This window comes from Methanohalophilus portucalensis (assembly GCF_002761295.1).
In the GTDB taxonomy this organism is placed as follows: domain Archaea; phylum Halobacteriota; class Methanosarcinia; order Methanosarcinales; family Methanosarcinaceae; genus Methanohalophilus; species Methanohalophilus portucalensis.
Genome location: NZ_CP017881.1, coordinates 433,087 through 457,700, shown reverse-complemented (window position 1 = coordinate 457,700; position 24,614 = coordinate 433,087). Strand labels below are relative to the sequence as shown.

The 24,614-nt window shown below is 41.7% G+C and carries 29 protein-coding genes; 16 read left to right on the top strand and 13 right to left on the bottom strand.

What is annotated here, in order from left to right:
- Positions 1-86: 86 nt before the first annotated feature.
- Complete coding sequence (locus BKM01_RS02430) at positions 87-902, top strand: helix-turn-helix transcriptional regulator (RefSeq protein WP_072360234.1); 816 nt, start codon at positions 87-89, stop codon at positions 900-902.
- A gap of 5 nt (positions 903-907) precedes the next feature.
- Here the strand turns inward: BKM01_RS02430 and BKM01_RS02425 are convergent, their stop codons facing one another.
- Positions 908-1,330: a response regulator gene (locus BKM01_RS02425; RefSeq protein WP_072360235.1), complete on the bottom strand. Its 423-nt coding sequence runs from the start codon at positions 1,328-1,330 to the stop codon at positions 908-910.
- A gap of 193 nt (positions 1,331-1,523) precedes the next feature.
- Here BKM01_RS02425 and BKM01_RS02420 point away from each other — a divergent pair, with 193 nt between their 5' ends.
- Positions 1,524-2,438, top strand: a complete 915-nt coding sequence (locus BKM01_RS02420; protein WP_072360237.1) for a UbiA family prenyltransferase — start codon at positions 1,524-1,526, stop codon at positions 2,436-2,438.
- Here BKM01_RS02420 and BKM01_RS02415 read toward each other — a convergent pair.
- Together BKM01_RS02415 and corA are read right to left on the bottom strand one after the other, a co-directional pair.
- Positions 2,435-4,645, bottom strand: coding sequence for an ATP-binding protein (locus tag BKM01_RS02415; RefSeq protein ID WP_084006301.1), 2,211 nt, complete (start codon positions 4,643-4,645; stop codon positions 2,435-2,437). The genes BKM01_RS02420 and BKM01_RS02415 overlap by 4 nt on opposite strands.
- Before the next feature lie 182 nt (positions 4,646-4,827).
- Positions 4,828-5,895, bottom strand: a complete 1,068-nt coding sequence (gene corA / locus BKM01_RS02410; protein ID WP_084006302.1) for a magnesium/cobalt transporter CorA — start codon at positions 5,893-5,895, stop codon at positions 4,828-4,830.
- 133 nt (positions 5,896-6,028) lie between these two features.
- Here corA and trpD point away from each other — a divergent pair, with 133 nt between their 5' ends.
- The 5 genes from trpD to BKM01_RS02385 are packed head-to-tail and all read left to right on the top strand — an operon-like array spanning position 6,029 to position 10,431.
- A complete protein-coding gene (gene trpD / locus BKM01_RS02405; protein ID WP_072360324.1) occupies positions 6,029-7,090 on the top strand; it encodes an anthranilate phosphoribosyltransferase in 1,062 nt (353 codons plus the stop codon).
- On the top strand, positions 7,041-7,706 hold the full coding sequence (locus BKM01_RS02400) for a phosphoribosylanthranilate isomerase (protein ID WP_072360240.1): 666 nt from the start codon (positions 7,041-7,043) through the stop codon (positions 7,704-7,706). Before trpD ends, BKM01_RS02400 begins: the two co-directional genes overlap by 50 nt.
- Positions 7,706-9,271 (top strand): anthranilate synthase component I, encoded by a 1,566-nt coding sequence (gene trpE / locus BKM01_RS02395; protein ID WP_084006303.1) that lies wholly within the window; start codon positions 7,706-7,708, stop codon positions 9,269-9,271. The genes BKM01_RS02400 and trpE overlap by 1 nt, the downstream gene beginning before the upstream one ends.
- 1 nt (position 9,272) lies before the next feature.
- Positions 9,273-9,857: an anthranilate synthase component II gene (locus BKM01_RS02390; RefSeq protein WP_072360245.1), complete on the top strand. Its 585-nt coding sequence runs from the start codon at positions 9,273-9,275 to the stop codon at positions 9,855-9,857.
- A 34-nt stretch (positions 9,858-9,891) separates the two neighbouring features.
- On the top strand, positions 9,892-10,431 hold the full coding sequence (locus BKM01_RS02385; protein WP_072360247.1) for an adenylate kinase family protein: 540 nt from the start codon (positions 9,892-9,894) through the stop codon (positions 10,429-10,431).
- On the opposite strand, the gene BKM01_RS02380 is transcribed toward BKM01_RS02385, so the two are convergent.
- The 4 genes from BKM01_RS02380 to mer form a co-directional block, all read right to left on the bottom strand.
- Entirely contained in the window at positions 10,432-10,632 is a 201-nt protein-coding gene (locus BKM01_RS02380) for a hypothetical protein (protein WP_072360249.1), read from the bottom strand.
- 76 nt (positions 10,633-10,708) lie between these two features.
- Positions 10,709-11,230: a nicotinamide-nucleotide adenylyltransferase gene (locus tag BKM01_RS02375; RefSeq protein WP_072360251.1), complete on the bottom strand. Its 522-nt coding sequence runs from the start codon at positions 11,228-11,230 to the stop codon at positions 10,709-10,711.
- 3 nt (positions 11,231-11,233) lie between these two features.
- Entirely contained in the window at positions 11,234-12,262 is a 1,029-nt protein-coding gene (gene fpoF / locus BKM01_RS02370) for a F420H2 dehydrogenase subunit FpoF (RefSeq protein ID WP_072360253.1), read from the bottom strand.
- Complete coding sequence (mer, locus tag BKM01_RS02365; RefSeq protein ID WP_072360255.1) at positions 12,262-13,248, bottom strand: 5,10-methylenetetrahydromethanopterin reductase; 987 nt, start codon at positions 13,246-13,248, stop codon at positions 12,262-12,264. Before mer ends, fpoF begins: the two co-directional genes overlap by 1 nt.
- Before the next feature lie 232 nt (positions 13,249-13,480).
- On the opposite strand from mer, the gene BKM01_RS02360 reads away from it, so the two are divergent.
- The 9 genes from BKM01_RS02360 to afpA all read left to right on the top strand — a co-directional run bounded on the left by BKM01_RS02360 (position 13,481) and on the right by afpA (position 18,044).
- Entirely contained in the window at positions 13,481-13,603 is a 123-nt protein-coding gene (locus BKM01_RS02360; RefSeq protein WP_072360257.1) for a desulfoferrodoxin FeS4 iron-binding domain-containing protein, read from the top strand.
- Between the two features lie 49 nt (positions 13,604-13,652).
- Positions 13,653-13,889 (top strand): DUF2180 family protein, encoded by a 237-nt coding sequence (locus BKM01_RS02355; protein WP_072360259.1) that lies wholly within the window; start codon positions 13,653-13,655, stop codon positions 13,887-13,889.
- A 10-nt stretch (positions 13,890-13,899) separates the two neighbouring features.
- On the top strand, positions 13,900-14,118 hold the full coding sequence (locus tag BKM01_RS02350) for a DUF2180 family protein (protein WP_072360261.1): 219 nt from the start codon (positions 13,900-13,902) through the stop codon (positions 14,116-14,118).
- A 19-nt stretch (positions 14,119-14,137) separates the two neighbouring features.
- A complete protein-coding gene (locus BKM01_RS02345) occupies positions 14,138-14,488 on the top strand; it encodes a carboxymuconolactone decarboxylase family protein (RefSeq protein WP_072360263.1) in 351 nt (116 codons plus the stop codon).
- A gap of 62 nt (positions 14,489-14,550) precedes the next feature.
- Positions 14,551-15,921 carry a multiheme c-type cytochrome gene (locus tag BKM01_RS02340; protein ID WP_157769606.1) on the top strand — a complete coding sequence of 457 codons (1,371 nt, stop codon included), beginning with the start codon at positions 14,551-14,553 and terminating at the stop codon, positions 15,919-15,921.
- Between the two features lie 11 nt (positions 15,922-15,932).
- A complete protein-coding gene (locus tag BKM01_RS02335; RefSeq protein WP_072360265.1) occupies positions 15,933-16,124 on the top strand; it encodes a 4Fe-4S dicluster domain-containing protein in 192 nt (63 codons plus the stop codon).
- 15 nt (positions 16,125-16,139) lie between these two features.
- The gene (locus tag BKM01_RS02330) at positions 16,140-16,763 is read left to right on the top strand and encodes a flavodoxin family protein (protein WP_072360266.1); all 624 of its coding nucleotides are present in this window, start codon (positions 16,140-16,142) and stop codon (positions 16,761-16,763) included.
- Positions 16,764-16,776: 13 nt separating this feature from the next.
- Positions 16,777-17,475 (top strand): ferredoxin--NADP reductase, encoded by a 699-nt coding sequence (locus BKM01_RS02325; protein ID WP_072360267.1) that lies wholly within the window; start codon positions 16,777-16,779, stop codon positions 17,473-17,475.
- Between the two features lie 17 nt (positions 17,476-17,492).
- The gene (gene afpA / locus BKM01_RS02320; protein WP_072360268.1) at positions 17,493-18,044 is read left to right on the top strand and encodes an archaeoflavoprotein AfpA; all 552 of its coding nucleotides are present in this window, start codon (positions 17,493-17,495) and stop codon (positions 18,042-18,044) included.
- On the opposite strand, the gene BKM01_RS02315 is transcribed toward afpA, so the two are convergent.
- From BKM01_RS02315 to BKM01_RS02290, 6 genes are all read right to left on the bottom strand, one after another.
- Positions 18,041-18,844, bottom strand: a complete 804-nt coding sequence (locus BKM01_RS02315; RefSeq protein WP_072360269.1) for a hypothetical protein — start codon at positions 18,842-18,844, stop codon at positions 18,041-18,043. The two genes, afpA and BKM01_RS02315, sit on opposite strands and share 4 nt — an antisense overlap.
- Before the next feature lie 8 nt (positions 18,845-18,852).
- A complete protein-coding gene (locus BKM01_RS02310; protein WP_072360270.1) occupies positions 18,853-19,956 on the bottom strand; it encodes an inositol-3-phosphate synthase in 1,104 nt (367 codons plus the stop codon).
- 166 nt (positions 19,957-20,122) lie between these two features.
- The gene (locus BKM01_RS02305) at positions 20,123-20,530 is read right to left on the bottom strand and encodes a hypothetical protein (protein ID WP_084006304.1); all 408 of its coding nucleotides are present in this window, start codon (positions 20,528-20,530) and stop codon (positions 20,123-20,125) included.
- The gene (gene artB, locus BKM01_RS02300; RefSeq protein WP_233125679.1) at positions 20,503-20,922 is read right to left on the bottom strand and encodes an archaeosortase B; all 420 of its coding nucleotides are present in this window, start codon (positions 20,920-20,922) and stop codon (positions 20,503-20,505) included. Before artB ends, BKM01_RS02305 begins: the two co-directional genes overlap by 28 nt.
- A 197-nt stretch (positions 20,923-21,119) precedes the next feature.
- On the bottom strand, positions 21,120-22,355 hold the full coding sequence (locus tag BKM01_RS02295; protein WP_084006305.1) for a VPXXXP-CTERM sorting domain-containing protein: 1,236 nt from the start codon (positions 22,353-22,355) through the stop codon (positions 21,120-21,122).
- 492 nt (positions 22,356-22,847) lie between these two features.
- A partial coding sequence (locus tag BKM01_RS02290; protein WP_157769605.1) for a DUF7507 domain-containing protein occupies positions 22,848-24,614 on the bottom strand: 1,767 nt, incomplete at its 5' end.

Here is a 24,614-nt window from a genome sequence, read left to right as displayed (position 1 = left end):
AAAAGCGGCTGCAATATCCAAAATTATCTAATATGAAATTATTAAATAGATTAAATACCACTATCTTCCAGAGAGAGTGAGATCGGATGGATATACTCGATATATATGAGGATGTACAAAAGGATGTGCAGGCTATCTACAGGTCAAGATTGCAGGCACAGATGCTTTTGTCGCTCTATGAGGACAACAACACACTGGCAAGACTACGTCAAGTGACAGGGAGTACTTCACAGGCCCTGCTGCCAAAGATAAGAATTCTTGAATCCAATCAGTTGATAGAAAGTGTGGAACATGAATACAGGCTAACACCCCAGGGTAAAATTGTAGCCGCCAGAGTTGCAGATTCTGTAATGACCATGGGTACTGTATTGGAACATAAAGAATTCTGGAAGTCCCATTACATGGAGGCTATACCACAACCCTTACTCGAGTCCATAGGCAGTCTTTATGATTCGAAGATCGTCAGTGATACTAATGTGGAAATTTTCAATGTGTACCACCACTTTCTGGATATGATCAAAAAAGCAGGCCATATATATGGAATAACTGCGATTATGAGTTCCGGACATGCTGAAATCCTTGGAAAAAGGATACATGAAGGCATTCCTGTAAAGTTAATAGTCACAAAAAGTGTAATTGAAGAATTAAGACAACAACCCTACATTGAGGAAATTCACCAGCTTCAAAAATTGCCCAATTTTCAGGTATTCATGGTCGATAATGATATAAATCTCGGATTTACTGTCACTGATAAATGTCTTTCTCTTGGTTTGTACAAGAGTGATGGAGTTACATATGATACTACAACAGACCTTTTCAGTTATGATGAAACTGCCATCAAATGGGGTGAAAAATTGTTTGAGTACTATATGGAAGATGCGGTTGAATTGGATTTGATATAACTGTATTACCTTTGTAGCATAGGCCTGGTGACAGGATTCTGACATTCAAATGCTTTTTTTTTAAGCAGAGTTTCCTTCACCTTTGTTTCAAGCTCACAGGGATGGATTGGTTTTTTCAGGTACTCATCTGCACCGGCCTGTATTCCTTTCTTAATATCAGAACTATCAGAAAGAGCTGAGTACATAAAAACCGGAATGTTTTGTGTAGAGGAATTCTGCTTAATCTCCCTGCATAGCTCATAACCATTCATCTGAGGCATCATAACATCAAGTATAATTAGATCAGGATGTTCATTTTTTGCAATCTCAAGTCCCTCTAATGGAGAAAGGGATGACATTGTCTTGAAATTTTCAAGAAAAATTTCCAGCAATTCGATTATGTCGGGTTCGTCATCGATTATCAAAATTCTGGGATCTTCTTTTAGCATGTCTTTTACACACCTATCGTTTTTGAAGGAACCTCCGGAAGTTTACATAATGTAAATCTCCCGGATGAACTTTGACCTACGAAATACAATATAAGCTGAGAACTATACATATATTATTATGACTAAGATTAATCAGATCGATTAATCTTAAGAACCGCAACTAACGTTTACCCCTATTATAAACATTGCATGCATGGGTGAATATAAATCTCTTGCATACAGGGTGAATCTAGATGGTACAGTTGTCAAAAGAATTCTTGATTTCCTTACCTACAGTTCGGTTTATCTTTCGATAGCCGGAGCTGTAATGGCATATATGGCCTGTCAGTTACAGGGTCTTGCCCTATCCTGGCAGACGATGGCTATAATGTTTTTTGTCACATATTCTGTCTATAATATAGATCGTAAAGCAGACGAGGATGAAGATTCCATAAACCACTCACAACGTTATTCGTTTACCAAGAAATATGAAAAATTCTTGTTTCTATCTTCAATTCTTGCTTATATTTTTGCTTTCCTGCTTGCTTATCCCTACGGATTAAAAGCTCTTCTTGTTACTGCTATACCTCTTTTCAGTGGCTTGCTTTACAGTTTTGCATGGCTTCCCTCAGGTTTTCGTTATCGTCGGCTTAAGGAAATACCATCTGTAAAAAACCTGGTAATAGCAACGGCATGGGCATCAACTCCTGCCTTTCTCCCTTCACTTGTATATGGACAGCCAATGGGAGATCTGGTATTTGTAACCTTTATTTACTTTTTCTCTCTGGTATTTGTAAATACCGTAATTTTTGATATGAGAGACATCGAAGGTGACAGTATTTCAGGAATTGACACTATACCAGTACTGCTTGGTGCAGAAAAAACCCGCATACTATTAATCTGCCTGACACTTCTAGCAGGTTATTTCATGATAAATACGGGTATGCAACAATTAGGTATTGCATCTTTGTTAGTGCTGGCAGCAGGGGTTATTTATGCACTATGCTATGTTATTTTCTTTGGGAGGATCACAGGAAATAATTCACTGTGTGATCTCATGGCAGATGGCCAGTTTATAATACTGGGAGGACTGCTGATAGTTGCAACAGGTATGGGTGTAGCTGCTTAAAACCCATTTTGTCGGGGAAGGGTGAATATGAAGGTGCTTCCCTTCCCGGCTTCACTTTCAACCCATATCTGACCACCGTGCATATCTATAATATTCCTTACCAGAGCCAATCCCAGACCCGTACCCTGATATTTCCGGTTGGAATTTGAATCAAGTTGTCTGAAGGGTTTGAAAAGTTTGTCCTGTTCTTCGGAAGGAATACCAATCCCGCTATCAGACACACTAATCGTGATTTCTTGATCTCCGTAATTAATTTCAATTGCAATCTTTCCTTTTTCAGGCGTAAATTTGATGGCATTACTAAGTATATTATACAGTACCTGTTTGATCTTCAACTTATCCGCATAAACAGGATATTCCTGATTGGTATCTACATCCAAAATTAGTTGTTTCTTCTTGACCAGAGGTTCCAGTGAATTTTTTAATTCGACAATTATTGCTTCGAGGCCGAAGTGTTCAGGTTTTAATTCCATTTTTCCAGCTTCAATTTTGGAAAGGTCCAGTATATCATTGATGATTTCAAGAAGATGTTCCCCACTATTGTTTATGTTATGAGCATATTTCTTTTGTTTTTCATTTAATTTTCCGAAAGCACCCTCTAATAGCACATCTGAAAAACCAATTATAGAATTTAAGGGTGTGCGCAATTCATGGCTCATATTCGCCAGAAACTGGCTTTTAGTCTGGTTTGCCGCCTCTGCAATCATTTTTGCTTCAATAATTGCTTTTTCAGCTTCCTTCTTTTCAGTGATGTCAAGAATGATTCCCTGCAGATATGTTATGTTACCTTTTTTATCTCTCTTAATGAGTGTCCTTTCATCAACCCACTTGATATCCCCGGATTTGGTGATTATCCTGTACTCCTGTGTGAAATCATTCTGTCCTTCTGCCATCTGTTTATCCAGATTTTTCTGAACCCTATCGAGGTCTTCCGGATGTACTATGTCACCATACCACAAATGCCCTGAATCAAATTCTTCTGGTGAATATCCCAGCAAATTGATATTATTGGATACAAGCTCTACCGGCCAGTTGGGTGTAGCTTTCCATTTGAAAACAATAGCCGGGCTGCTGTCTATAACTGTCTTCATTTCCTGGATCGAAGCATTTGATTCCTCAAGGGCCTCAAGTATACTGTTTAAACCTTCCGGAATTTTCCGGAAATCAATATCTACATCAGTATTTGCCCGTGTGTCCAGTTTCCCTTTAATTGCTTCATCAGATATCTTATTGAAATTGCCAACAATTCGCTTTATTGGCTTTGTTATGGAGCGGGCTATTAATAATGCACCACCCCCCATAAAACAGATTGCTACAAAGGAAATGCCTGCAAGTTGTTTTTGGAGAGTAGTTACTCCCGCTAGCATTTCTTCTTTAGGGACTATCAGCAAAAATGAGAATTTGCCTGTTTCTACAGGTTCATAGAAAATAGTTACTTCTTTTCCGGTAATAGGATCAAGAGTTTCAATATAACCGCTTCTTCCGTTATATACATCCACTTTCAATTTCTGTATGTTTGGTATGTCAAATGAGTTCAATGATTTGTGGCCAATCCATTCCTTTTCGGTGGGATGGGACATCAGGATTCCTGTCCTGCTCACCACGGAAGCATAACCTGTATCGAATATTTCTATATCACTGACAATATCATCAATATAATTTAAAGAAACATCCACACCAACGATTCCCTGAAAGTTTTCTTCTTTCATTATTGGCGAGACAAAACTTACAATCAATGCCCCTTCATATAGATAGGGTTCCGTAACTACGTCTTTTTTTAGTCTTTTGGGCAACTGATAGTATGAGGAAGTTTGATAATCTACAAGTGGATCAAGTTTCACCTCACCCCCAATTGTATTCCAGTACGGAATGAAGCGACCGGTTTCATCGTGGCCGGTTGTGTTTATATATGTTGCATCCACCCCATCAAAGGCATTTGGTTCAAAACAGACGTAGCTACCTATTAAATCTGGGTTATCCCGCAGTATTTGTTCCAGCATAGCATTGGCTTCAGTCCGATTTCTTGTATCGTATTTTTCCAGGCTACTCGCAAGGGTACGCGCAATGGACATACTTGACTGCATATCCGTATTAAACTGACTGGCATAAGTTTCTGCAGTCTTGATCGATTTGTCGTATGCAAGTTCCTTTTCCTGATCCGTAACAGTGGAAGTGGTAGCCAGCGTGGCACCAAGTAAAACAATTATAGTTCCGATTGTAATCAGAAGTATCAGTTTGGTTTCAAGATTTATGTTTGCCCACTTTATGATAAATGCCCCATCTAAACAATTAATAAAATATTTTCAATGAATTTTATTTGATATATATTGATATATGTTCTATTTAGTATTATTTGACATGCATATTTATATGTGAATTCTTCAGAGGTTTATAGCCAGGTCTTTTTTTTGAAATAATACAGCATAATTACAGATATAGTAGCCATAAAGATCATAACTGCAGGATAACCCCATTCCCATTTCAATTCGGGCATGTACTCGAAGTTCATTCCATAGATACCTGCAATAAAAGTAAGAGGAATAAAGATGGTAGCAATTATTGTCAGTACTTTCATCACTTCATTCATCCGGTTACTGACCGTTGAAATATAAAGGTCCAGCATGCCGGATAACATTTCCCTGTAAGTTTCCACGGTTTCGATGACCTGGATTGAGTGGTCATAAAGATCACGCAAATATATGCCAGTACTTTCCCTGATCAAACCGGATTCATCACGTTGAAGGGATGCAATTATTTCCCTGAGTGGCCAGAGGGACCTGCGTAAAATGATCATTTCCCTTTTTAGCTCATGGATGCTTTGTAAGGTTGCAGGAGCTGGCTCTTTTATCAATTCATCTTCCAGCCTCTCAATTTCTTCTCCGATATCTTCCAGCAGCAGGTAATAATTATCCACAATCGAATCTATGAGGGAATAGGTAAGATAGTCTACTCCCTTTTTGCGAATGTTGCCTGCAGGTCTTTCCATTCTCTGTCTGATCTTCTTGAATAGATCAGTCTCCATTTCCTGAAATGAAAGTATGAAATTATTTCCCAGTATTATGCTTATCTGGTCTGAATCTACTGCGTTTTCCAGACGTTCGTAAAACATAGTTCGAATCGTAATATAGATATAATCGTCATAGGATTCAGTTTTGGGCCGCTGGGTGGTATCCAGGATATCTTCCAGCACAAGAGGATGAACCCCAAATACCTGTCCAAGACTTTCAATTAGTTCTGTTTGGTGCAGACCATCTACATTGATCCATATTTTCCTGTCTTCTGCAACTTTAAGATTTTTAATTATGTCGATGACAGGATTAACATGTACTTCCAGATATTTTTCATCGTACTCTATCAATGTCAGTTTAGGTTGTTTTACCTTTTTGTCCCCAACATGGATCAATGTGCCGGGGTCCATTCCTGCCTTTATGGACAATTCAGAATTGTAATCTCTCACTCATTGCTCCTCTCTTTATTATTCGTTTTATTGTATTTTTATTTTGGGTGTTGCATTATGAGAGATATATTTTTATACTATGGAAAACCTGTACATAATTGTACAACTTAATACATTCATGTATGGTGATTATATGCAACGGTGCCTGCAAAAAATAGTAAACGGAGAAGACCTGAATGCTACTGAAGCAAAGAAAACTCTGAAATATATCCTACAGGAGGCAACAGATGCCCAGATAGGAGCTTTTCTTGGAGCTTTGACTATAAAAGGGGAAAGTGTGGAAGAAATAAGTGGTTTTGTAGAAGGAATGCTTGATGAAGCTGTCATAATAAAACCAGCAATTGCCGGACCACTTGTAGATATTGTTGGGACGGGCGGAGACCGCCATAACACAATCAATATTTCCACCTCAGCAGCCATTATAGCTGCAGCTGCAGATGTACCAATCGCAAAACATGGGAATCGTGCCGTGACGTCTCTTTCGGGAAGTGCCGATGTGCTTGAATCTCTCGGTATTGACCTGAACTGTTCTCCGGCAGAAGTGAAAAGATGTATGGAGTCCGTAGGAATCGGTTTTCTCTTTGCGCCATATTTCCATCCTGCCATGAAGAGGGTTGCTCCAATCAGGAAAGAACTCGGATTCCGGTCAATCTTTAATCTCCTGGGCCCGCTTTCAAATCCGACACTTGCTTCCAGACAGGTTGTGGGAGTATACGATAAAGCCCTCTGCAAACCCTTTGCGCAGGTCCTCAGGAAACTTGGAAAAGAAAGAGTACTGGTGGTCCATGGTGATGGCATGGATGAAATATCCACCCTCTCGGAAACATACGTAGCAGAACTAAAGGACGGATTAATCACTACCTACGAGATTAAACCTGAAGATCTTGGTTTTAAAAGAGCATCTGCACCTGATGTTGTCGGCGGGACTCCAGAAGAAAATGCAACGGACATACATTATATCCTGCAGGGTGAAAAGGGACCCAAAAGGGATATAGTGGTGGCTAACGCTGCCGCTGCTATCTATGTTGCAGATAAGGCCCCGTCTCTCAATGAAGCCGCAAGAATTGCTGAAAAGGTAATCGACAATGGCAAAGCTCTTGAAAAGCTAGAAGAACTTGCACAATTCACAAATTCCAGGGGATCAAATGCAACCTGCCACAAGGGTGAAAATCTGCGGAATGAAGTCTGTGGATGATATAGGTATTGCAGTAAATTGTGGTGCTGATGCGGTAGGTTTTATAACAGAAGTGCCGGTGGATACGCCTCGCAATCTGGATATGAAATTAAGCATTGAGCTTATAAAAGCCACTCCTCCTTTTGTCACTACGGTGATGGTAATAATGCCAGAGTCGATCACACATGCCAGGAAACTTGTAAGCAATGCTAGACCGGACATGGTGCAGGTACATTCCACTGCTGACAGAGGATTACTCACTGCACTGCAGTCAATGCATGTCAGGATAATCCAGAAATTTTCGATTTCTGATGAAACAAAGATACAGGAAACGATTAAAATCATCAATGATCTCGCAGAATGTAACCTGATTGATGCAGTAATTCTGGATACTGCCTGTAGCGGTGGCGGCGGAGGCAGTGGTCTGACCCATGACTGGAAGATAAGCAGTGAAGTTGCAAAAAACATCCCTGTCCCTTTGATTGTGGCAGGAGGCCTAAACCCAAAGAATGTAGGCGAATGTGTGGATATCGTATCCCCATATGGAGTGGATGTTTCCTCCGGGGTTGAATTGAATGGTAAAAAAGATTTGAATCTTGTTTGTGATTTTATAGAATCTGTGAGGTGTAGTAATTGATGGAATTTGATATTGGAAGAGATGATTTCATTTCACTTGTTAATAAAGAGGACAATCCGGCCCTTGTACAGCTGGTAGCCGAGGTGGAAACATCCCTTTCCCCACTTGACCTATACACTCTTCTGGAGAATCATTTTGATTACTCCTATATTCTTGAATCTGTAGAAAAAGAGAGCAGGCACGCACGTTTTTCTTTTGTAGGTGCAGACCCCCTTGCATTATTTTCTGTCAAAGGCAGACGTGTTTGTCTGACAATGTCACATGAATCAGCCCTGACAGCTCTGATGGAAAAAAGACTGGGAGAGGTATGCGATTCTCTTGAATCCAAATCCTGTCATTTTGAAGGAACCATAAAAACAGGATATGAAGTCTTAGACGCCCTCAGGAAAGTATTCGTGGCCGATGAGTCACTCCCCCTTCTCAATGCAAATCGATTTGACAGGCAGACTTTCCTGGGTGGAGCAATGGGATATGCCGGATATGACATTATCTATGACTGCTGGTTAAAACAGGAAATTCCAAAAGGCGCAGATGAACCGGACATGCAGTTTATGTTCACTACAAGTACCTTTGTTTTTGACCATCTTGAAAAGAGGACTTATTACGTGAAAACTCCACTTGCAAATTCCTCAAATGCAGCACAGGTCTATGATGATGTACTTGAAGAAGCCCGCAGCATGCAGGTAGTACTTAACCGATCATCATTGATCAAGGAAAATGAATCTGCGAGAAGTGCGAAAAGTGAGAATATTTCCTGCACAATGGACCGGGCAGAATATGAAGATGCAGTAAGCAAGGCTAAGGAACATATTCTGGACGGTGATATTTTCCAGGTAGTCCTTTCAAGGCGCTATGAATTACCCTACCACAATAGTCCTCTTTACCTATACAGGAAACTACGCTCTATTAATCCGAGTCCTTACATGTATCTGCTTTCGTTTAAGGATATGGCCGTGGTGGGTGCCAGTCCTGAAACCCTGATGACTGTGGATAATGGGCATGTGATAACCAATCCTATCGCAGGGACATGCCCCAGGGGTGAAAGCGAAACTGAAGATTGCAGGTATGCCGAAATAATGCTACATGATGAAAAAGAAAGGGCAGAACATGTGATGCTTGTTGATCTGTCCCGCAACGATGTACGTATGGTTTGTGAAGGCGGTTCTGTAGAAGTATCCGATTTCATGAAAGTGGTACGTTATTCTCATGTACAGCATATCGAAAGCACGGTGGAAGGTAAATTAAGACCTGAATGCGACCAGTTCGATGCCATCAAGGCACTTCTTCCTGCAGGGACCCTTTCAGGTGCACCCAAGATACGGGCAATGGAGATCATAAGAAAACTTGAAGGAATCGGCAGGGGTGTCTACGGCGGAGGAATCGGTTACTTTTCCTGGAACGGGGATGCGGACTTTGCAATTGCAATACGTACGGTTGTTATGAGAGAGGGACATGTAATGATTCAGGCAGGTGCCGGTATAGTTGCAGATTCAGTACCTTCGAAAGAATATGAGGAAACCGAGCGCAAAATGGCTGCCATGCTCAAAGCGGTAAGAGGTGAATGATATGAAAGTACTGTTTGTAAACAACCGGGATTCCTTTGTATGGAACCTTGTGGATGCCTTTTCCGTATTGGGTGTTGAAACCGTAGTTGTTCCAAATACTGTAAAAATAGAAGAAGTCAGGAATATAAAACCAGACGCCATTGTCATATCACCCGGCCCCGGCATTCCTGAAAGACCCGAGGATATCGGCAACTGCCTCCAAATTATTAAGGAATACGGCCCAAATACCCCTATACTGGGAGTTTGCCTTGGCCATCAGGCTATAAATCGGGCTTACGGAGGCAGTACGGGCAGATGTGAAAAGGGGCCCGTCCACGGAAAGGCTTCATCAATAATTCACAGTGATTCGCTTCTTTTTGCGGGATTTTCCAATCCTTTTGAAGGAGGAAGATATCATTCACTGGAAATTAAAGAACTTGCCCCTTCCCTGGAATCCATTGCCCATACAAAAGATGGCTCAATAATGGCGATAAAGCATAAGGAACACCTGGTCTATGGCATCCAGTTCCATCCTGAATCAGTCCTTATGAGTGATGGTTTAAAAATTATTGAAAATTTTCTGGCTCTGGGCATACAGGAGGATTAATCCTTAATAGTAGAGGCAATTGTATTCGGGACATATGTTTATTGCTTTAACCGGCACCCCCGGATGCGGGAAAACATCTATATCCGGGCTGCTTGAGAATGAATTTGGATATCGAGTAGTTCATCTGAACGAACTCATAAAATCCGAGAATCTTTTCTTGGAAGAAGATGAGCAACGCGACTGTGTAGTTACTGACATTGATGTGGTACAAAAGCGGCTGTCAGCCATAGAAGAATCTGAAAAGCCTGTAATCATTGACAGCCACATGGCCCATCTGATTGCAGATGTTTCCATCGTCCTACGTACGGCTCCCGACGAACTCAAAAAAAGGCTTGGGGAAAGGGGATACAAACCTGCAAAAGTTGACGAGAATATAGAAGCAGAATGCCTCGATGTAATACTTGTAGAATCAGTTGAAAACTGTGAAATGGTATTTGAAGTTGATACCACAGGTCGAAGTATGAGTGAAGTTGCGGGGGATGTAAGAGAGATAATCGAAGGCATATCCTCAGGACATCCGCCCCTTGATAAATTCAAACCCGGTGCTTTTGATTGGAGCGGGGAAATATTCTGATCACTCTTTCTTTTCCGGAGGTATTTCCTCATCAGGTGTTACGCCGTAATATCTGGTCCTTGCTTTTCCCCATATGCAACCTTCCTTACCAAATATCTTGAGTTCAAGATTCTGGATTGCCTTACAGATAGGATTTCCAGCTCTTGCTCCCCTGCATACAATACAATATTTTTCACAAAATACCGGTGCTTTATCAGTCATTAGATGCCCCCTGTATATTCCTTACACTATATAATATTCAACGGACGTAATATAAAAAATTAAGGACAGGAGTCTATCAGAAAGTTTGATCGCTTCCGGAGACATGTTTTAATCTCCTGACACCATCAATCTCTTCAATAACTTCTGTAACTGATTCGGGGACTAGTTGCTCCCATTTTTCACCGGCAATCATCTTTTCACGGATTTGGGTGCCTGAATACTTATCCCGGTGGTACATGGGAGGTTGCTTTGTTTCTATGCCTGCTTCTTCGAAAAGCTCGAGGATTAGAGGATTATTGGAATAAACTATGTCAAAAGGAGGTGTCCGTGCGGTGACATAGGAAACCCAAACTGCGTTTTGCTGGATGTCATCAATGGGGACTGCATAATGTTTGATGTCCGTATCTGCAAGAGAATGACGAATCATCATTATGCGTTCACCGGCAGTAAAGGGATTCGGTGTTTCATGGCTTCTTTGAGCGCTTCCGACACCTATTACGAGTTCATCAATATCTTTTCCAATCGTTTTTATGACCGAATAGTGGCCTTTGTGGAATGGCTGGAAGCGCCCTATATAGAATGCCCTTTTAAGATTCATGTTTTATCTGATGCCACATTCGTCGAAGCTGAATTTCTCGCAAACTTCAAGATAATGTTGTGAATTGTTGGTGTGTTTCATTGTTGCCAGTTTCTTGACAAGGTCCATTCCCGGTTTTGGATCTTCCATTATCTCAAGTTCATCTTCAGCCATCTTGAAGTATTTTTCACCTTCGTCTGTACGGATCAGAACACTGTTCCATCCATCCGGTGCACCTACAGAACCTATTGATATATCTGCTGAAACTGATGTGTAATCACAGCAGTGGTGGCAGGGATTCCTGGCATGCGGACCAACTTGTGGGATCTTGACACTGTGACTTTCGCCATCCTTTGTGTATGCCCAGAACTTACCCTTTGCGAAGTCGAACTTTACAACATCTTCAGGATTGAGTTCCATTATCTCTTTGATGATTTTATCAGACATTACATCATGATAAAAACTTTCCATACAAAGAAGCCCTATAATAACCACGATCTTGTCATTGACATTTTCGGATATCAAGCGTGCACCGTGAGCCTGGCAGGGTACACCGATTACACCGATTTTATCATATTGTTCGAAGGGGTCCCTCAGAGCAGAGAGTACGGAATCATATGTGTATTTGGTTCCTTTGGCCCTCTTGATTTGTTCTGGATCGGTGAATACTTCAAGTTGGGTTTCCCAGTTGTCATTGCGGGTAATTCCCACAAAGCAGTCCACTTCTCCCAATTCAAGCAGTTTGCTTGCAATTGCAGTTGTTGCACCACCGTCCTGTCCTTCGATGTCACTTTTTGCACCAAAGAAACTCCTGACATTTGCAAATTCATCCTCGACATAACCATCCACTACGGGACAGATGCGTCCACAGGTATAGCAACCTTCACAGACATTTGGGGCAGCACCTTTAGTGAACAACTCCAAATTGTCCGGATCTCTTACTTCGGCCTTTTTGTTCATGACGATGGCACCGGCAGGACATGCTGAAACACATGCCCCGCAAGCGGTACAGACGTCATAATCAATGACCTCTAGTATCTTCGGATGAACCATCAGTTTCCTCCGATGATCTCCTTACCGATGAGTTTGATTGCTTTTTCTTTGTTAGGTCCAAGTGGTGAGCCGGCAACAATCTGGGTAACACCAATGTCCTTCAGGTCATTGATCCTTTGCTTGCAGTCTTCAGGGGTTCCACAGATACAGAAAGCGTCCATCATTTCATCCGTTACAAGGTCACCCATAAGTGCTCCGAAGTCTCCCTTGGAAATTGCAGCACCTATCTCCTTCTTGGCTGCAGGGTCGATTCCGTGGCGTTCAAGAACCATGTCGGGAGAACCTGCAACGATGAAAGCAACAACTACTTTTGCAGCGTTCTTGGCTTTTGCTGCATCTTTGTCGATCGAGAAGCATGCATAAGCTGCTACATCGATCTCATCCATGCTGCGGCCTGCTTTGTCAGCACCTGCTTTTATTTTTTCCATTGCGACTTCAAAGTCCCTTGGGTGGGATGCATTGATCAGTACACCGTCTGCGACCTGACCTGCAAGTTCGAGCATCTTGGGCCCCTGTGCACCCATATAAATAGGCACATCGCCGGTCTTGAATGCCATCTTCGCGCCGCCGAATTTGATCATGTCACCGTCCATTTCAACCTTTTCACCGCCCAAAAAACCACGAAGGGCTTCAATGGATTCCTTGGTTGTGGTCAATGGTTTGTCCCATGGGATTCCCATTGCATCAAAGGTTGCCTTGTCTCCGGGTCCAAGACCGAGGATTGCACGGCCACCGGATATCTCGTTGATAGAACCAATGCTGGATGCAGTAATGGCTGCATTTCTTGTGTATGGGTTTGTCACACCTGTTCCGAGTTTTATGCTGTTGGTGTTTATAGCCAACACTGCAAGGGTGGTATAAACATCACGATTGTTGTAGTGGTCTGTAACCCAAACATTGTCAAATCCCTGTTGTTCAGCAAGCTTTGCATAGTGGGCGATTTTGAGAACTGGGTCTCCTGGTACGAACTCTATTCCAAATGACATTTGAATCCTCCTATAATTCAATATTTTGACGCTATTGAGGATTGCATACATATATTAAAACCTTATTGATTTTGAACGGCATATTCCTGTTTGCTTATATATCAGTCATCTACCAGGCTTATCCCGAAGGGCACTGATATAATACAGGCTGCTATATTTTCCCAGCCACCGATATGCATAAATAATCATCTATCCTCTTTTATTATGCAAATAAATACAAGGAGTTGAATCTATGGGAGTTCAAAAAGTAGGTGAAAAATACATTTGTAATATCTGTGGCAACGAAGTTGAAGTCACTGAAGTTGGCGGCGGAGTACTTATTTGCTGTGGGGAAGAAATGGAACTTATGGAATAATCATCCTGTTAATGTATTATTTCAGAATCAATAAGGGAGTGAACCAATAATGAAATGTTTTGAATGTGAAAAAGAAAACAAGAAAACAGATACAATTGGAATTTGTATTATCTGTGGCAGAGGCATCTGTGAAGAACATTATGTAAGGGAAAAGGTCCCCGTATGGGAAGGAGAATATGAAATCCGTCTCAAATGTATGGGAGATGCATGTGAAATTGACGACATGCAGCCTCTTCTGAAAATAATATGCAATCCCTGCCATGAAGCCCTGACAGAAAATTCCTAAGGTGATCAATATGATGAAATGTTATGATTGTGCGGAAGAAGGTAAAACGGAAGAAGCATCAGTTGTATGTATTGTTTGTGGGAAAGGCCTGTGTTCTGCCCATGCAAAGGAGATGCCCCTCCAGGTTTCTGTAGGCAAACCACCAAATGTGAAGCACCTGCACAAAGGATTGCCCCATTTCATGTGCAATTATTGTCTCGAAAATACTGTTGAAGATGCATGTGTATGATGTAAAGGAGGTACTAAAGATGACAGAACATGAGAAAGTAGTACAGGATATAGAGAATAAGATGGGGTTTGCCCCGAATATTCTCCACACACTGAAGGAAATCGATCCCAACTTCGTTAATAAGTACAGGAGATGTCATGACAAACTGTTGTCAGACGGTGCAATGCCTGCCAAGTACAAGATACTTATGGCACTGGCAGTCGTTGCCTCCAAACAGTGTGAGGCCTGTACAGTCTCCCAGATGAAGAGCGCTCTGAAAAATGGCGCCACAGCAGAGGAAATAATGGAAACTATGGAAGTGATCTCTATCACTTCAGGTGCACCTGCAGTTGCAGCATGCAGGGAGGCACTTAAGTTACTGCAGGAGTAAGACAGTAGGAGGCATACAAGCCTCCTTCTGATTAATATTGGGGGATCTCAGGAGGGTATGTAGTGAGAATTATAACCATATTTATTATTTTTACATTAGTTTTTGCCTGTGCCGGAGGTATAGCAGATGCATCTCCCACTGAAGCAGATACCTTATCGCATGAAGAGTTTACTTCATATTCTACCTGCAGCAGATGCCATGCTATCACAACGAGCCAGTGGGAAGGCAGCATGCATTACCATGCTTTTGATGACCCTTTTTATCAGGAAGAACTAAAACTTGCAAGTAAAGAGTCGAATGGCTCCCTTGATGAGTTCTGTACACGCTGTCACATACCTGTCGGCGTGGTTTCAGGGCAGGTCCCCCCTATAGATAACCCAAATATAAGTGAAGAGGCTGATGAAGGGGTGGGCTGTGATTTTTGCCACAGTGTAAAGGAATCCTCTGAGATCGGCAACGGAGGTTATGCTGTAGCCCCTTCTGAAACCAAATATGGCCCTTTCGATGATTCCGAATCTACTTTCCATGAATCCCAGTACAGTGAATTCTATACAAAATCAGAGTATTGCGGAATGTGTCACCAGATCACCCATCCAACATCCGGTGTAGTGCTGGATGACACCTATCAGGCATGGAGCGAAGGCCCTTATGCTGAAGAAGAGGTTCAATGCCAGGATTGCCACATGACACCTGGAATTACTGAATTTGAGGCAAATCCCGGGCGTGCTGGATCTGGTGCACCCAAAAGAGACCATATATCGGTGCACAACTTCGCAGGAGCCAATGTTTTTGTTACAGGGATACTGGGCGAGGATGATCATAAAGAAATGGCAATCGAAAGACTTCAGGAAGCGGCTACACTAGAGGTAAACATTCCCGAAAATGCGCAATCAGGCGAAGAAGTTGCCATTGAAGTGTCGATTACGAATTCCGGGGCAGGTCATAATTTGCCTACAGGACTTACTGAAGCCAGGCAAATGTGGACCCAGGTGGATATAAAAGACAGCCAGGGACGCGAGATTTACAGTTCAGGGAATCTGGATAAGGATGGCAATATCGAGAATGGAACTATTTACTGGGCCGTATATTCCGATGCTGACGGCAATCCTACTATGAAATTATGGGAAGTTACAGATGTGATATCTGATAACAGGATTGCGCCTGAATCAACTGCCATTGAAGTGCACAATTTTACTTTACCAGAAGGTGTAGTCGACCCCATTATTGTGGATACGAAATTGCTCTACAGATCTGCTCCCCAGTCACTTATAGATGAACTATTTGGAGGAGAATATGAAGTTCCGATTGTAGAGATGGAGTCCGTTAAAGGCGGAATAAACGGTGAAGTAGAGTCTGAAGGAACACCCGGATTTGGAAGTGTTGTTGGATTGATTGCATTATTTACAATTTATTTGTTTAGAAGGAATATGTAAGGAGGAAGAATATGCCACCAGTTGTAGACAAAGATAAATGTATAGGAAGCGGTGAATGTGCCGAGGTATGTCCCACAGAAGTTTTTGATCTGAAAGAAGATTCAAACGGGGATACAAAGTCAGTAGTTTCACGGCCTGATGACTGCATAGAATGTGAGCTGTGTGTGGATGCCTGTCCGGCTGATGCCATTGTACTTGAGTGAAAGGAGTGTGAATTGATGTCCGACACGGACATTGTTAAAATACTTGGAATATCGGGCAGTCCTCGCAAAAAAGCAACAGCCCGTGCCGTGCAATATGCACTGGATTATGCAAAGGAAAAATACAATGCTGAAGTGGAGTATTTTTCTGCAAGCGGGAAAGAATTGAAATTCTGCATCCATTGCGATCATTGCATAAGGACCAAACAGGGATGTATACACAAAGATGACATCTCAGACCTGTATGAGAAAATGTTGTGGGCGGATGCCTGGATAATAGGGACACCGGTATACCAGGGAAATCTCAGTGCACAGACCAAAACCATAATGGACAGGTGCAGGGCGGTTGTAGCGGCAAATCCCAAAGCATTCCAAAATAAGGTTGGTGCCGCACTGGCAGATGGAGGGGACCGTGTTGGGGGCCAGGAGCCTGCCCTCCAGACCATATTGAATTTTTATGTAATCAGTGAGATGTTCCCTGTTGCCGGAGGATCTTTCGGGTCAAATCTGGGAGGTACCCTCTGGTCAAAGGATAAAGGTTCAGATGGTATAGATGAGGACGAGGAAGGCCTACGCAGTCTGCGCCGTACAATGAAAAAACTTATTGAGACATCCAGGCAAATGAAAACACTGGAACAATAAAGGAGACCACAGATTGCAATTTGATGCAAGGCTGATGGAAACTATTCCCAGAACGGAAGACGTGCTAAGTTTCCTTTTTCCCCGGCCTGATGGTTTTGAGTATCTTGCAGGCCAGTACATTATGGTAGAACTGGAAATCAACGGCAATAAGGTACGCAAGCCCTTTACCATCTCAAGTGCCCCCTCCAATAAGGAATATATAGAATTCACCAAGAAATTGACAGGCCATGAATTTTCCAATGCACTATCTTTACTTCAACCCGGTGACACGATAGGCATTGAAGGCCCCTTCGGTAAAATGACCTATTCAGGAGAGTATGACAAAATTGCCCTTATAAGTGGAGGTATTGGCATTACTCCGATGATTAGTATTTCAAGTTATTGTACAGATAAAGGCATGGATACAGATATTGTAATGATATCCAGTAACAAAACAGAGCAGGATATTGCCTTTGAAGATGAACTGGAAATTATGCAAAAACACAATCCTAACCTGAAAGTTGTACATACATTAACCAGGGCTTCCAATGATTGGGCAGGTTGCAGGGAGCGTGTCTGTGAAAGCATGATATTGCGTGAAATTCCGGATTACAGGGACCGTATGTTCTACTTATGTGGGCCCCCTCCAATGGTAAAGGCTGTCAGAAAAATCCTATCTGAAATGGCTATCGATAAAGCAAAAGTCAAATATGAACTATTTACAGGTTATTAACTTAAAGGAGTGATAATATGAAAAGAATCGCATGGGGCATTACAGGCTCAGGTGACCTTATAAAAGAGACGTATGACATAATGGTAGACATTAAGAAAAAAACCGATATTGAGTTTATGGTATTCCTTTCAAGAGAAGGGGAAACTGTAATGAAGTGGTATCGCATGTGGGATAACATACAAAATGATTTCCCCAACTTCAAAACAGATTCGGGCCCCAACTCGCCTTTTATTGCCGGCCCACTGCAGGTTGGCCATTATGATGCTTTAATAATCGCACCAGCCACAGCCAATTCTGTTGCCAAGATAGCACACGGTATTGCCGATACTCTTGTAACAAATGTGGTGGCCCAGACAGCAAAGGGGCAAACACCAATTTATGTCCTGCCTGTTGATCAGGTACGTGGCGATGTTACAACCTATGCACCCAGTGGAAGAAAAATGAAACTGAAGATGCGAGACATTGATGTTACCAATTCAGAAAAACTGGCTGAAATGGAAAACATACACATATTGACAAAACCTGATGATATTTATGAACTGTTGAATATAGAACCAAAAGGGGATTAATAATAAACATCCCCTTCTCTTTTTTCAAGTTCATCCGGATTTTTTCCTTCCAGGATTTGCATATTCCTAAATACGCCATATGCTGCCAGAATACTGTCCAGAGCATCTCCTTGAGTGTTTGAAATACATATATCTTTTATTTCATCATCAAGTATAACATTGAATTCTTCCAGCTTATCCACAATCATTTTTCTATTAGATTCTCTGTCACTCTTTTTTCCTTTATACGGCACATATAGACCTTTTTCTTTAAGGGTGCAGGCCGGACATATCTCAATTACCCAGGGTTTTTCAGGATTCGGAGTTTGCATAGGAAGAATACAGGCAAGGTTATTCCTTACAAGTGGATTAATTACTCTTGAGATACCATGAAAGGTCTGTTTGTACAGCCAGAGATTGTATGCAGCAAATGGTGCACCTTTTTCATTTTCCTTTTTACGTTTGAATTCTTTTCCATCTGTTTTCTGGCGATAATAATCCCTGAAACTTTCTGCAGACGCATGTTTAAGAGGGAAATTGATTATAAAATCCTTCCAGTTGTTTTCTTCTGTAAGGGAAGATGGTAGTGCAAAAGGAAAATCCAATCCAAAAATAGCATATTTTTCTCTGGAGATCATGCCATAAAGAGCAGCAATACAGCTCTGAGTATTATGGTTTTCAGAAAAAAAGTGAGCAGGATGACAGGTGTGGATTCTGAGAGATTTATCGTGAACGCTGCCTTCACTTACCCATATTTTATAGCAGGCTTTTTTAGAGCCGCTAAAATCCACACCAAATATTTTCCTTATTTGATAAGGCATCTTAAGTTTCAGTTATCCCTGTTGCCTTCGATGAAAGCATTTGTCATGAGGAAGGCTTCATCATCGTTGTATTGTTTAGGTGGATGCTTCATGAAATAAGATGCAGGGGAATACAGAATTCCACCGGTTTCCCTTTCAAGTGCAAGTTTGCAACAGCGTATGGCATCAATTACAACACCTGCAGAATTAGGAGAATCTTCAACTGAAAGACGTAGTTCTATATTCATGGGAACATCGCCGAACAGTTTCCCTTCCATTCTCAGGAAACATACTTTGTTGTCCTTTTGCCAGGGTACATAGTCACTTGGACCGACATGTATATTTTCATCATCCAGCCGGTCTTTGAGTACGGATTGTACAGCCTCGGTCTTGGATGTTTTCTTGGAGGACAACCTGCTGCGATTGAGCATATTAAGGAAATCGGTATTGCCACCGGTGTTTAACTGGTAGGTTTTTTCCAGTTTGACCCCACGTTTGCTGAAAAGGTCTGCCAGTGTCCTGTGAGTGATAGTGGCTCCAAGCTGGGCCTTTATGTCATCACCAATTATAGGCAGGTTTTTCTCTTCGAACCTTTGAGCCCATTCGGGGTTACTGGCAATGAAAACCGGCATGTTGTTAATGAAACCAATCCCTGCTTCCAAGGCACAGTCTGCATAAAAGCGTGCAGCTTTTTCTGAACCTACAGGCATGAAATTCAAGAGCATTTCAGCACCGGAATCTTTCAGAACCTTAACGATATCCTCTTTGGTGGACTCGCTTTCATCACTTATTATGAATTTATACTTATCTTCATAATCTGTCATGTGTTCAGAAACACCATCAAGGATGCTGCCCATTGTAACTTTTATGCCTTTTTCGGGAATGTCCGGACAGAATACAGCAGTGCAATTTGGTTCTGCAAAGATGGCTTCTGATATGTCTTTCCCTACTTTTCTTTCATCAATATCAAACGCAGCTACAACCTCAATATCAGAGGGTTCGTATCCTCCAATGGTCCAATGCATTAGACCGATAGCATCTGTCTCGGTTTTATCCCTGTAGTAATCCAGACCCTGAATGAGAGAGCTAGCGCAGTTGCCAATCCCTGCAATTGCGATCTTTATATTCTCCATAACACTTCCTCGTAAATGTGAATGCAATATGTTACCGTAACTATCATATATAATTAATCATCGAGCCATCCTCTTAATGTCGGCATTTGAATAAAAATGTTTCTGAGAATTATTACAGAAAATTACTTTTTTATCTCAATTTGCCTTTCCTTCCAGAGGAGTTTGGTCATAGTTCAAAGTTCAAATCCTTGTATACAAATGCAAACCACAACAAAAAGGGAAACGCTGTCCTGCCGATAGCATAAATGTAGAACAGTTCTCCGGCTACAGAGATGAAATTAAATTGCAGTACTATAACCACCAGAGTAAATAAGAGGATCAAAAACGATCCCCCAACGATAAGTTTCAGCCTTCTTTTATTATCTATCGGAGTAGCCATGATAAGTGCAATAAAAGGCACAAGATTCAGAGGCAGATAGAATGTGATAAAATCAAATGCGTTCAGAGCATGGCTCGGGGAGGCGAGGTACGCCCGGATTGCCGGTATGCCCAGGATGAACAAAATTGTCAGGTATAACAGGAACTTGCCTAGAAATATTGAAATCCTCATCGTTTCACTATTTTCTCGATCCATATCAGAACAACCAGTACTATAATTATAATCAACGTTACCTGCCAGAAATAATAATGGACATAGTCAAATATTTCAGGAAACCACAGGCCTACAAATCCAAGACATACCAACCTCACCATGTTAATACCAAGTATTGCTGGTACACCAAAGGCTATTCCCATAAGTTTTTTTTGATAAGTTGTGGAATATGCCAGCACACAGCCAGAATATACAAGTACCTCGTAGATGCCGGTACATTCGTCCACGACTTTCATTGCTGTTATTCCATTGGTAAAATGTAATACATTTTCATTAACCGAATTTGTGACTCCCAGAAGGCTCATGCTAAACGAGAAGACTTCTGCGGTCAGGTTCCTCAAAAATCCCAGATCTTCTTTGAAGAAAAGATACATGGCTGTGAAAAGCCCTATATAAAACAGGTAGAGAGCGACAAACCTTGCTACCCGATTATCCGCAAGTTCTTTTATTTTATATTTCAGTGATTTGGAATCTTTTTTGCGGCTTATATTTTATTCCCCCGGAATTCCCCATAAAAAGAATGCTTTTACGTTATTTATAATTAGTGTCAAAAAAAGAAAAAGGAAAAGGATCAGTCACGGCGTCTCAGCGCGACAAATCCAAGCATGCCAATAAGGGCAACCAGACCAACCGGTGTCATTGTAGGAACACCATTTGGAGGCTGTTCTTCACAATTGTAGTGAGCCGGGTCAGTATCATCCACTGGAACACCGGATACCAATCCGATTCCATTGGTAGTACCCACATTTGAGTAAGGTACACATGGGTCTGGAACAGTACCACTGTAGTAGCAGACCTCTGTTTCAGATACTGCCAGGTCGCCGATATCACAAATAAAGCCTTCCTTGTTGTCTGTGACATTCACATCGACGAGTGGTTCATCTCCTATGTTGGTTACATTGTATCTCCAGTAAACATCACTAGAGTTGTCAAATATTGGCCCTGATGCTTGTGTTTGGGCATCATACCAGGTTGAGTTGTCCGGTGACACATACTTCTTGATCATGATATCAGGACAGGGGAAACGTATAAAAGCAGTTGCTGTGTCTTCCCCAGGACCATCACCCTCTACTGAACCCTGTACCTCTATTTTTATGGGTTCCTGACATGGGCCAATGTCCCATCTGTCTCTGATACCTGTTACTGCAATTTCATAAACACCGCCCTCTATTGGATTGAACCGTGCATCTATGTCATTATAATCCAATACACCATTGATTTCAGTCCAATTGTTGTTACTTACTTCAATTTGTGCAGTTGGACTTCCTACCTGACTTATTCTGATTCTCCAGACCTCCTCAGGACCAATTCCTATCTGGTCAGGATGGGCACTTGCAGGACCTGCAGTACCATTACAATCATTCCAATTTGAGCAGTTCTCATCAAGGTTTCCATCACCATCAGAATCTCCAGGAATTCCATAAACTGTAGCAAGTCCGTAAAAAGTATCTACAGTTACATTGTAGTGACCATATACCCTTAGCAGGTCCATTCCACTTGAATCTCCTGCCTGTGCTATATCATCACCAAAATCAGGAGCTGTTCCAGCATCTGCCTTTGGATCTTCTGCATTCCATATTGTAGTATCCTGACCAAAGCCACCTTGCCTGACTTCTAATCTATCTCCAACATCATATATATCATATTCAGAAGCTGCAGTAGCATTATTGGTTTGGCCAAAAGCCCAATTATCGTTCCATTCATTGTCCTCAATTACCCCATCCACCGTTATAGCCGAGGCTGCGGGAATTGTTATCATTAACATCAATGCTGCGCACATAGCCAGCACTATCCTCATTTGCTTCATCGTATCCACTCCATTTATACCACCATATTGTAGTAGGATACTATAAACTATGAAGTGGATGATTTATAGTTCTGTAGTAAACTTAGTTTCTAACTAGCCGTATACTTTGTTTCTAAACAAAAATTTGAAGGTAAAAAATGGGTAGTAAAGAGATAATTCAAACAATGATTGTCAATATTAATTATCTTTTTATTAGTTAGAATTTGCTATAGTATTTCTGCCATATTAAAGGTATTTTGAAGTATAGCTTATTTTCAGCGGTTTTTTACATTGATGATTAAGTCAGTTATAAAAGCCTAGTTTCTAAATACAATTACTGATTTTTGTTAGATGCAAAAAGAAGTTTAAAATCCATATATCATACAAGATTATGTTATGCACATGCAAATAATAACATTGTAGTCATTTCAACTTAAAAAATCTTATTGAATTTTCCATATCTATAATTTACCAATAAAAAAAATAAAGAATGAATTTTTTATAAATCCATTCTCACTCGTCTTTTCTTCTCAGGAATAATACGATTCCTACTCCAATGAGAGATACTGTTAGCAGCGGATGCGCAGTAGGCACATCTTTCTCCTCTCCGTAGTAGTGACTGGGATCCTCGTCTTCAACGATTTCTCCCTCGTATTCACCTGTTGCAGTTGCATTGTTTACATACTGACCGAATTCTGCTGTTCCATTAGCTGTGTAGGTCCACGTTTCTCCGGGTTCTAGAATACTGTCATTGTTGAGATCACTACCCTGGAATACAGGAATTACACCCTGATCATCCATTACATTGATGTTAGTCAGGTTGGCACTTCCAGTGTTTGTAACAACATATTCCCACTCAACCGTTGATCCAACATCAACCTTAGGGCCTTGTGGATCATCTGCGTCTTGTCCATTTGTCGACTTTTCGATGTCGATTGAAATCGGCAGATACATTCCAGCGTCCCATGTAAGGTCTACTTCACCTGCAAACAGTGAAGTTGTGGTAGTCCTTCCGTTTGCTACATTGGCATCACTATCTACTGTGTCGTCAGTTCCCTGATCAGCAGTAGTGAATTCATAATCATCCGGCAGTACGAACTCGACAAAGTAATCTCCTGCAGCAAGGCCTGTAAATAGGTAGTACCCTGTTTCATTGGTGGTTGTACTGCCTACAAGCACCCCCCCTCCTGTATAGAGATTGACTGTTACATCGGATATTCCAGTGTCGGTTTCATCCTGGATACCATCCCTATCAAGATCTTCCCAGACATAGTTACCAAGAGTTGACCGGGGTGGTTCTTCACCGAAGTAGTGACTTGGATCCTCATCTGTGACAGTATCCCCATTATGTTCTCCTGTAACGTTACCAATATTGGCGTACTGGCCAATTCCAGCTGTACCGGTGGCAGTGTATGTCCATACTTCACCAGGTTCGAGAATATTGTCGTCATTGATATTACTGCCCTGGAATTCCGGAATCTCACCCTGATCATCTGTTACGATAATATTGGTAAGATTCACATTACCAGTGTTGGTAACAACGTATTCCCAGTTCACGGTATTGCCTTCATCAATGGTTGGTCCGGTTGGATCATCGGCATCTACTCCATTGGTTGCTTTCTCAATATCGATTGAGGAATTCAAACCGAAGTAGTGGCTTGGATCTTCATCGGTAACCTCGGCATCAGTTGGATCAGTTCCTGTAACATTACCGATATTGGCATACTGACCTTCTTCTGCCACACCTGTGGCATTGTACATCCAGACTTCACCAGGTTCGAGAGTATCGTCATCATTTGTATCTCCACTTACGTATGCTGGAGTTACACCCGTGACATTATCCTGGACCACGATGTCAGTCAGATTCGAATTACCGGTGTTTGTGACATTGTAAGTCCATACAACATCTCCACCAACTGTAACGTAAGGTCCGGTTGGATCATCAGCATCTACTCCATTGGTTGCTTTCTCAATATCGATTGAGGAATTCACACCGAAGTAGTGGCTTGGATCTGCATCGGTAACCTCGGCATCGGTTGGATCAGTTCCTGTAACATTACCGATATTGGCATACTGACCTTCTTCTGCCACACCTGTGGCATTGTACATCCAGACTTCACCAGGTTCGAGAGTATCGTCATCATTTGTATCTCCACTTACGTATGCTGGAGTTACACCCGTGACATTATCCTGGACCACGATGTCAGTCAGATTCGAATTACCGGTGTTTGTGACATTGTAAGTCCATACAACATCTCCACCAACTGTAACGTAAGGTCC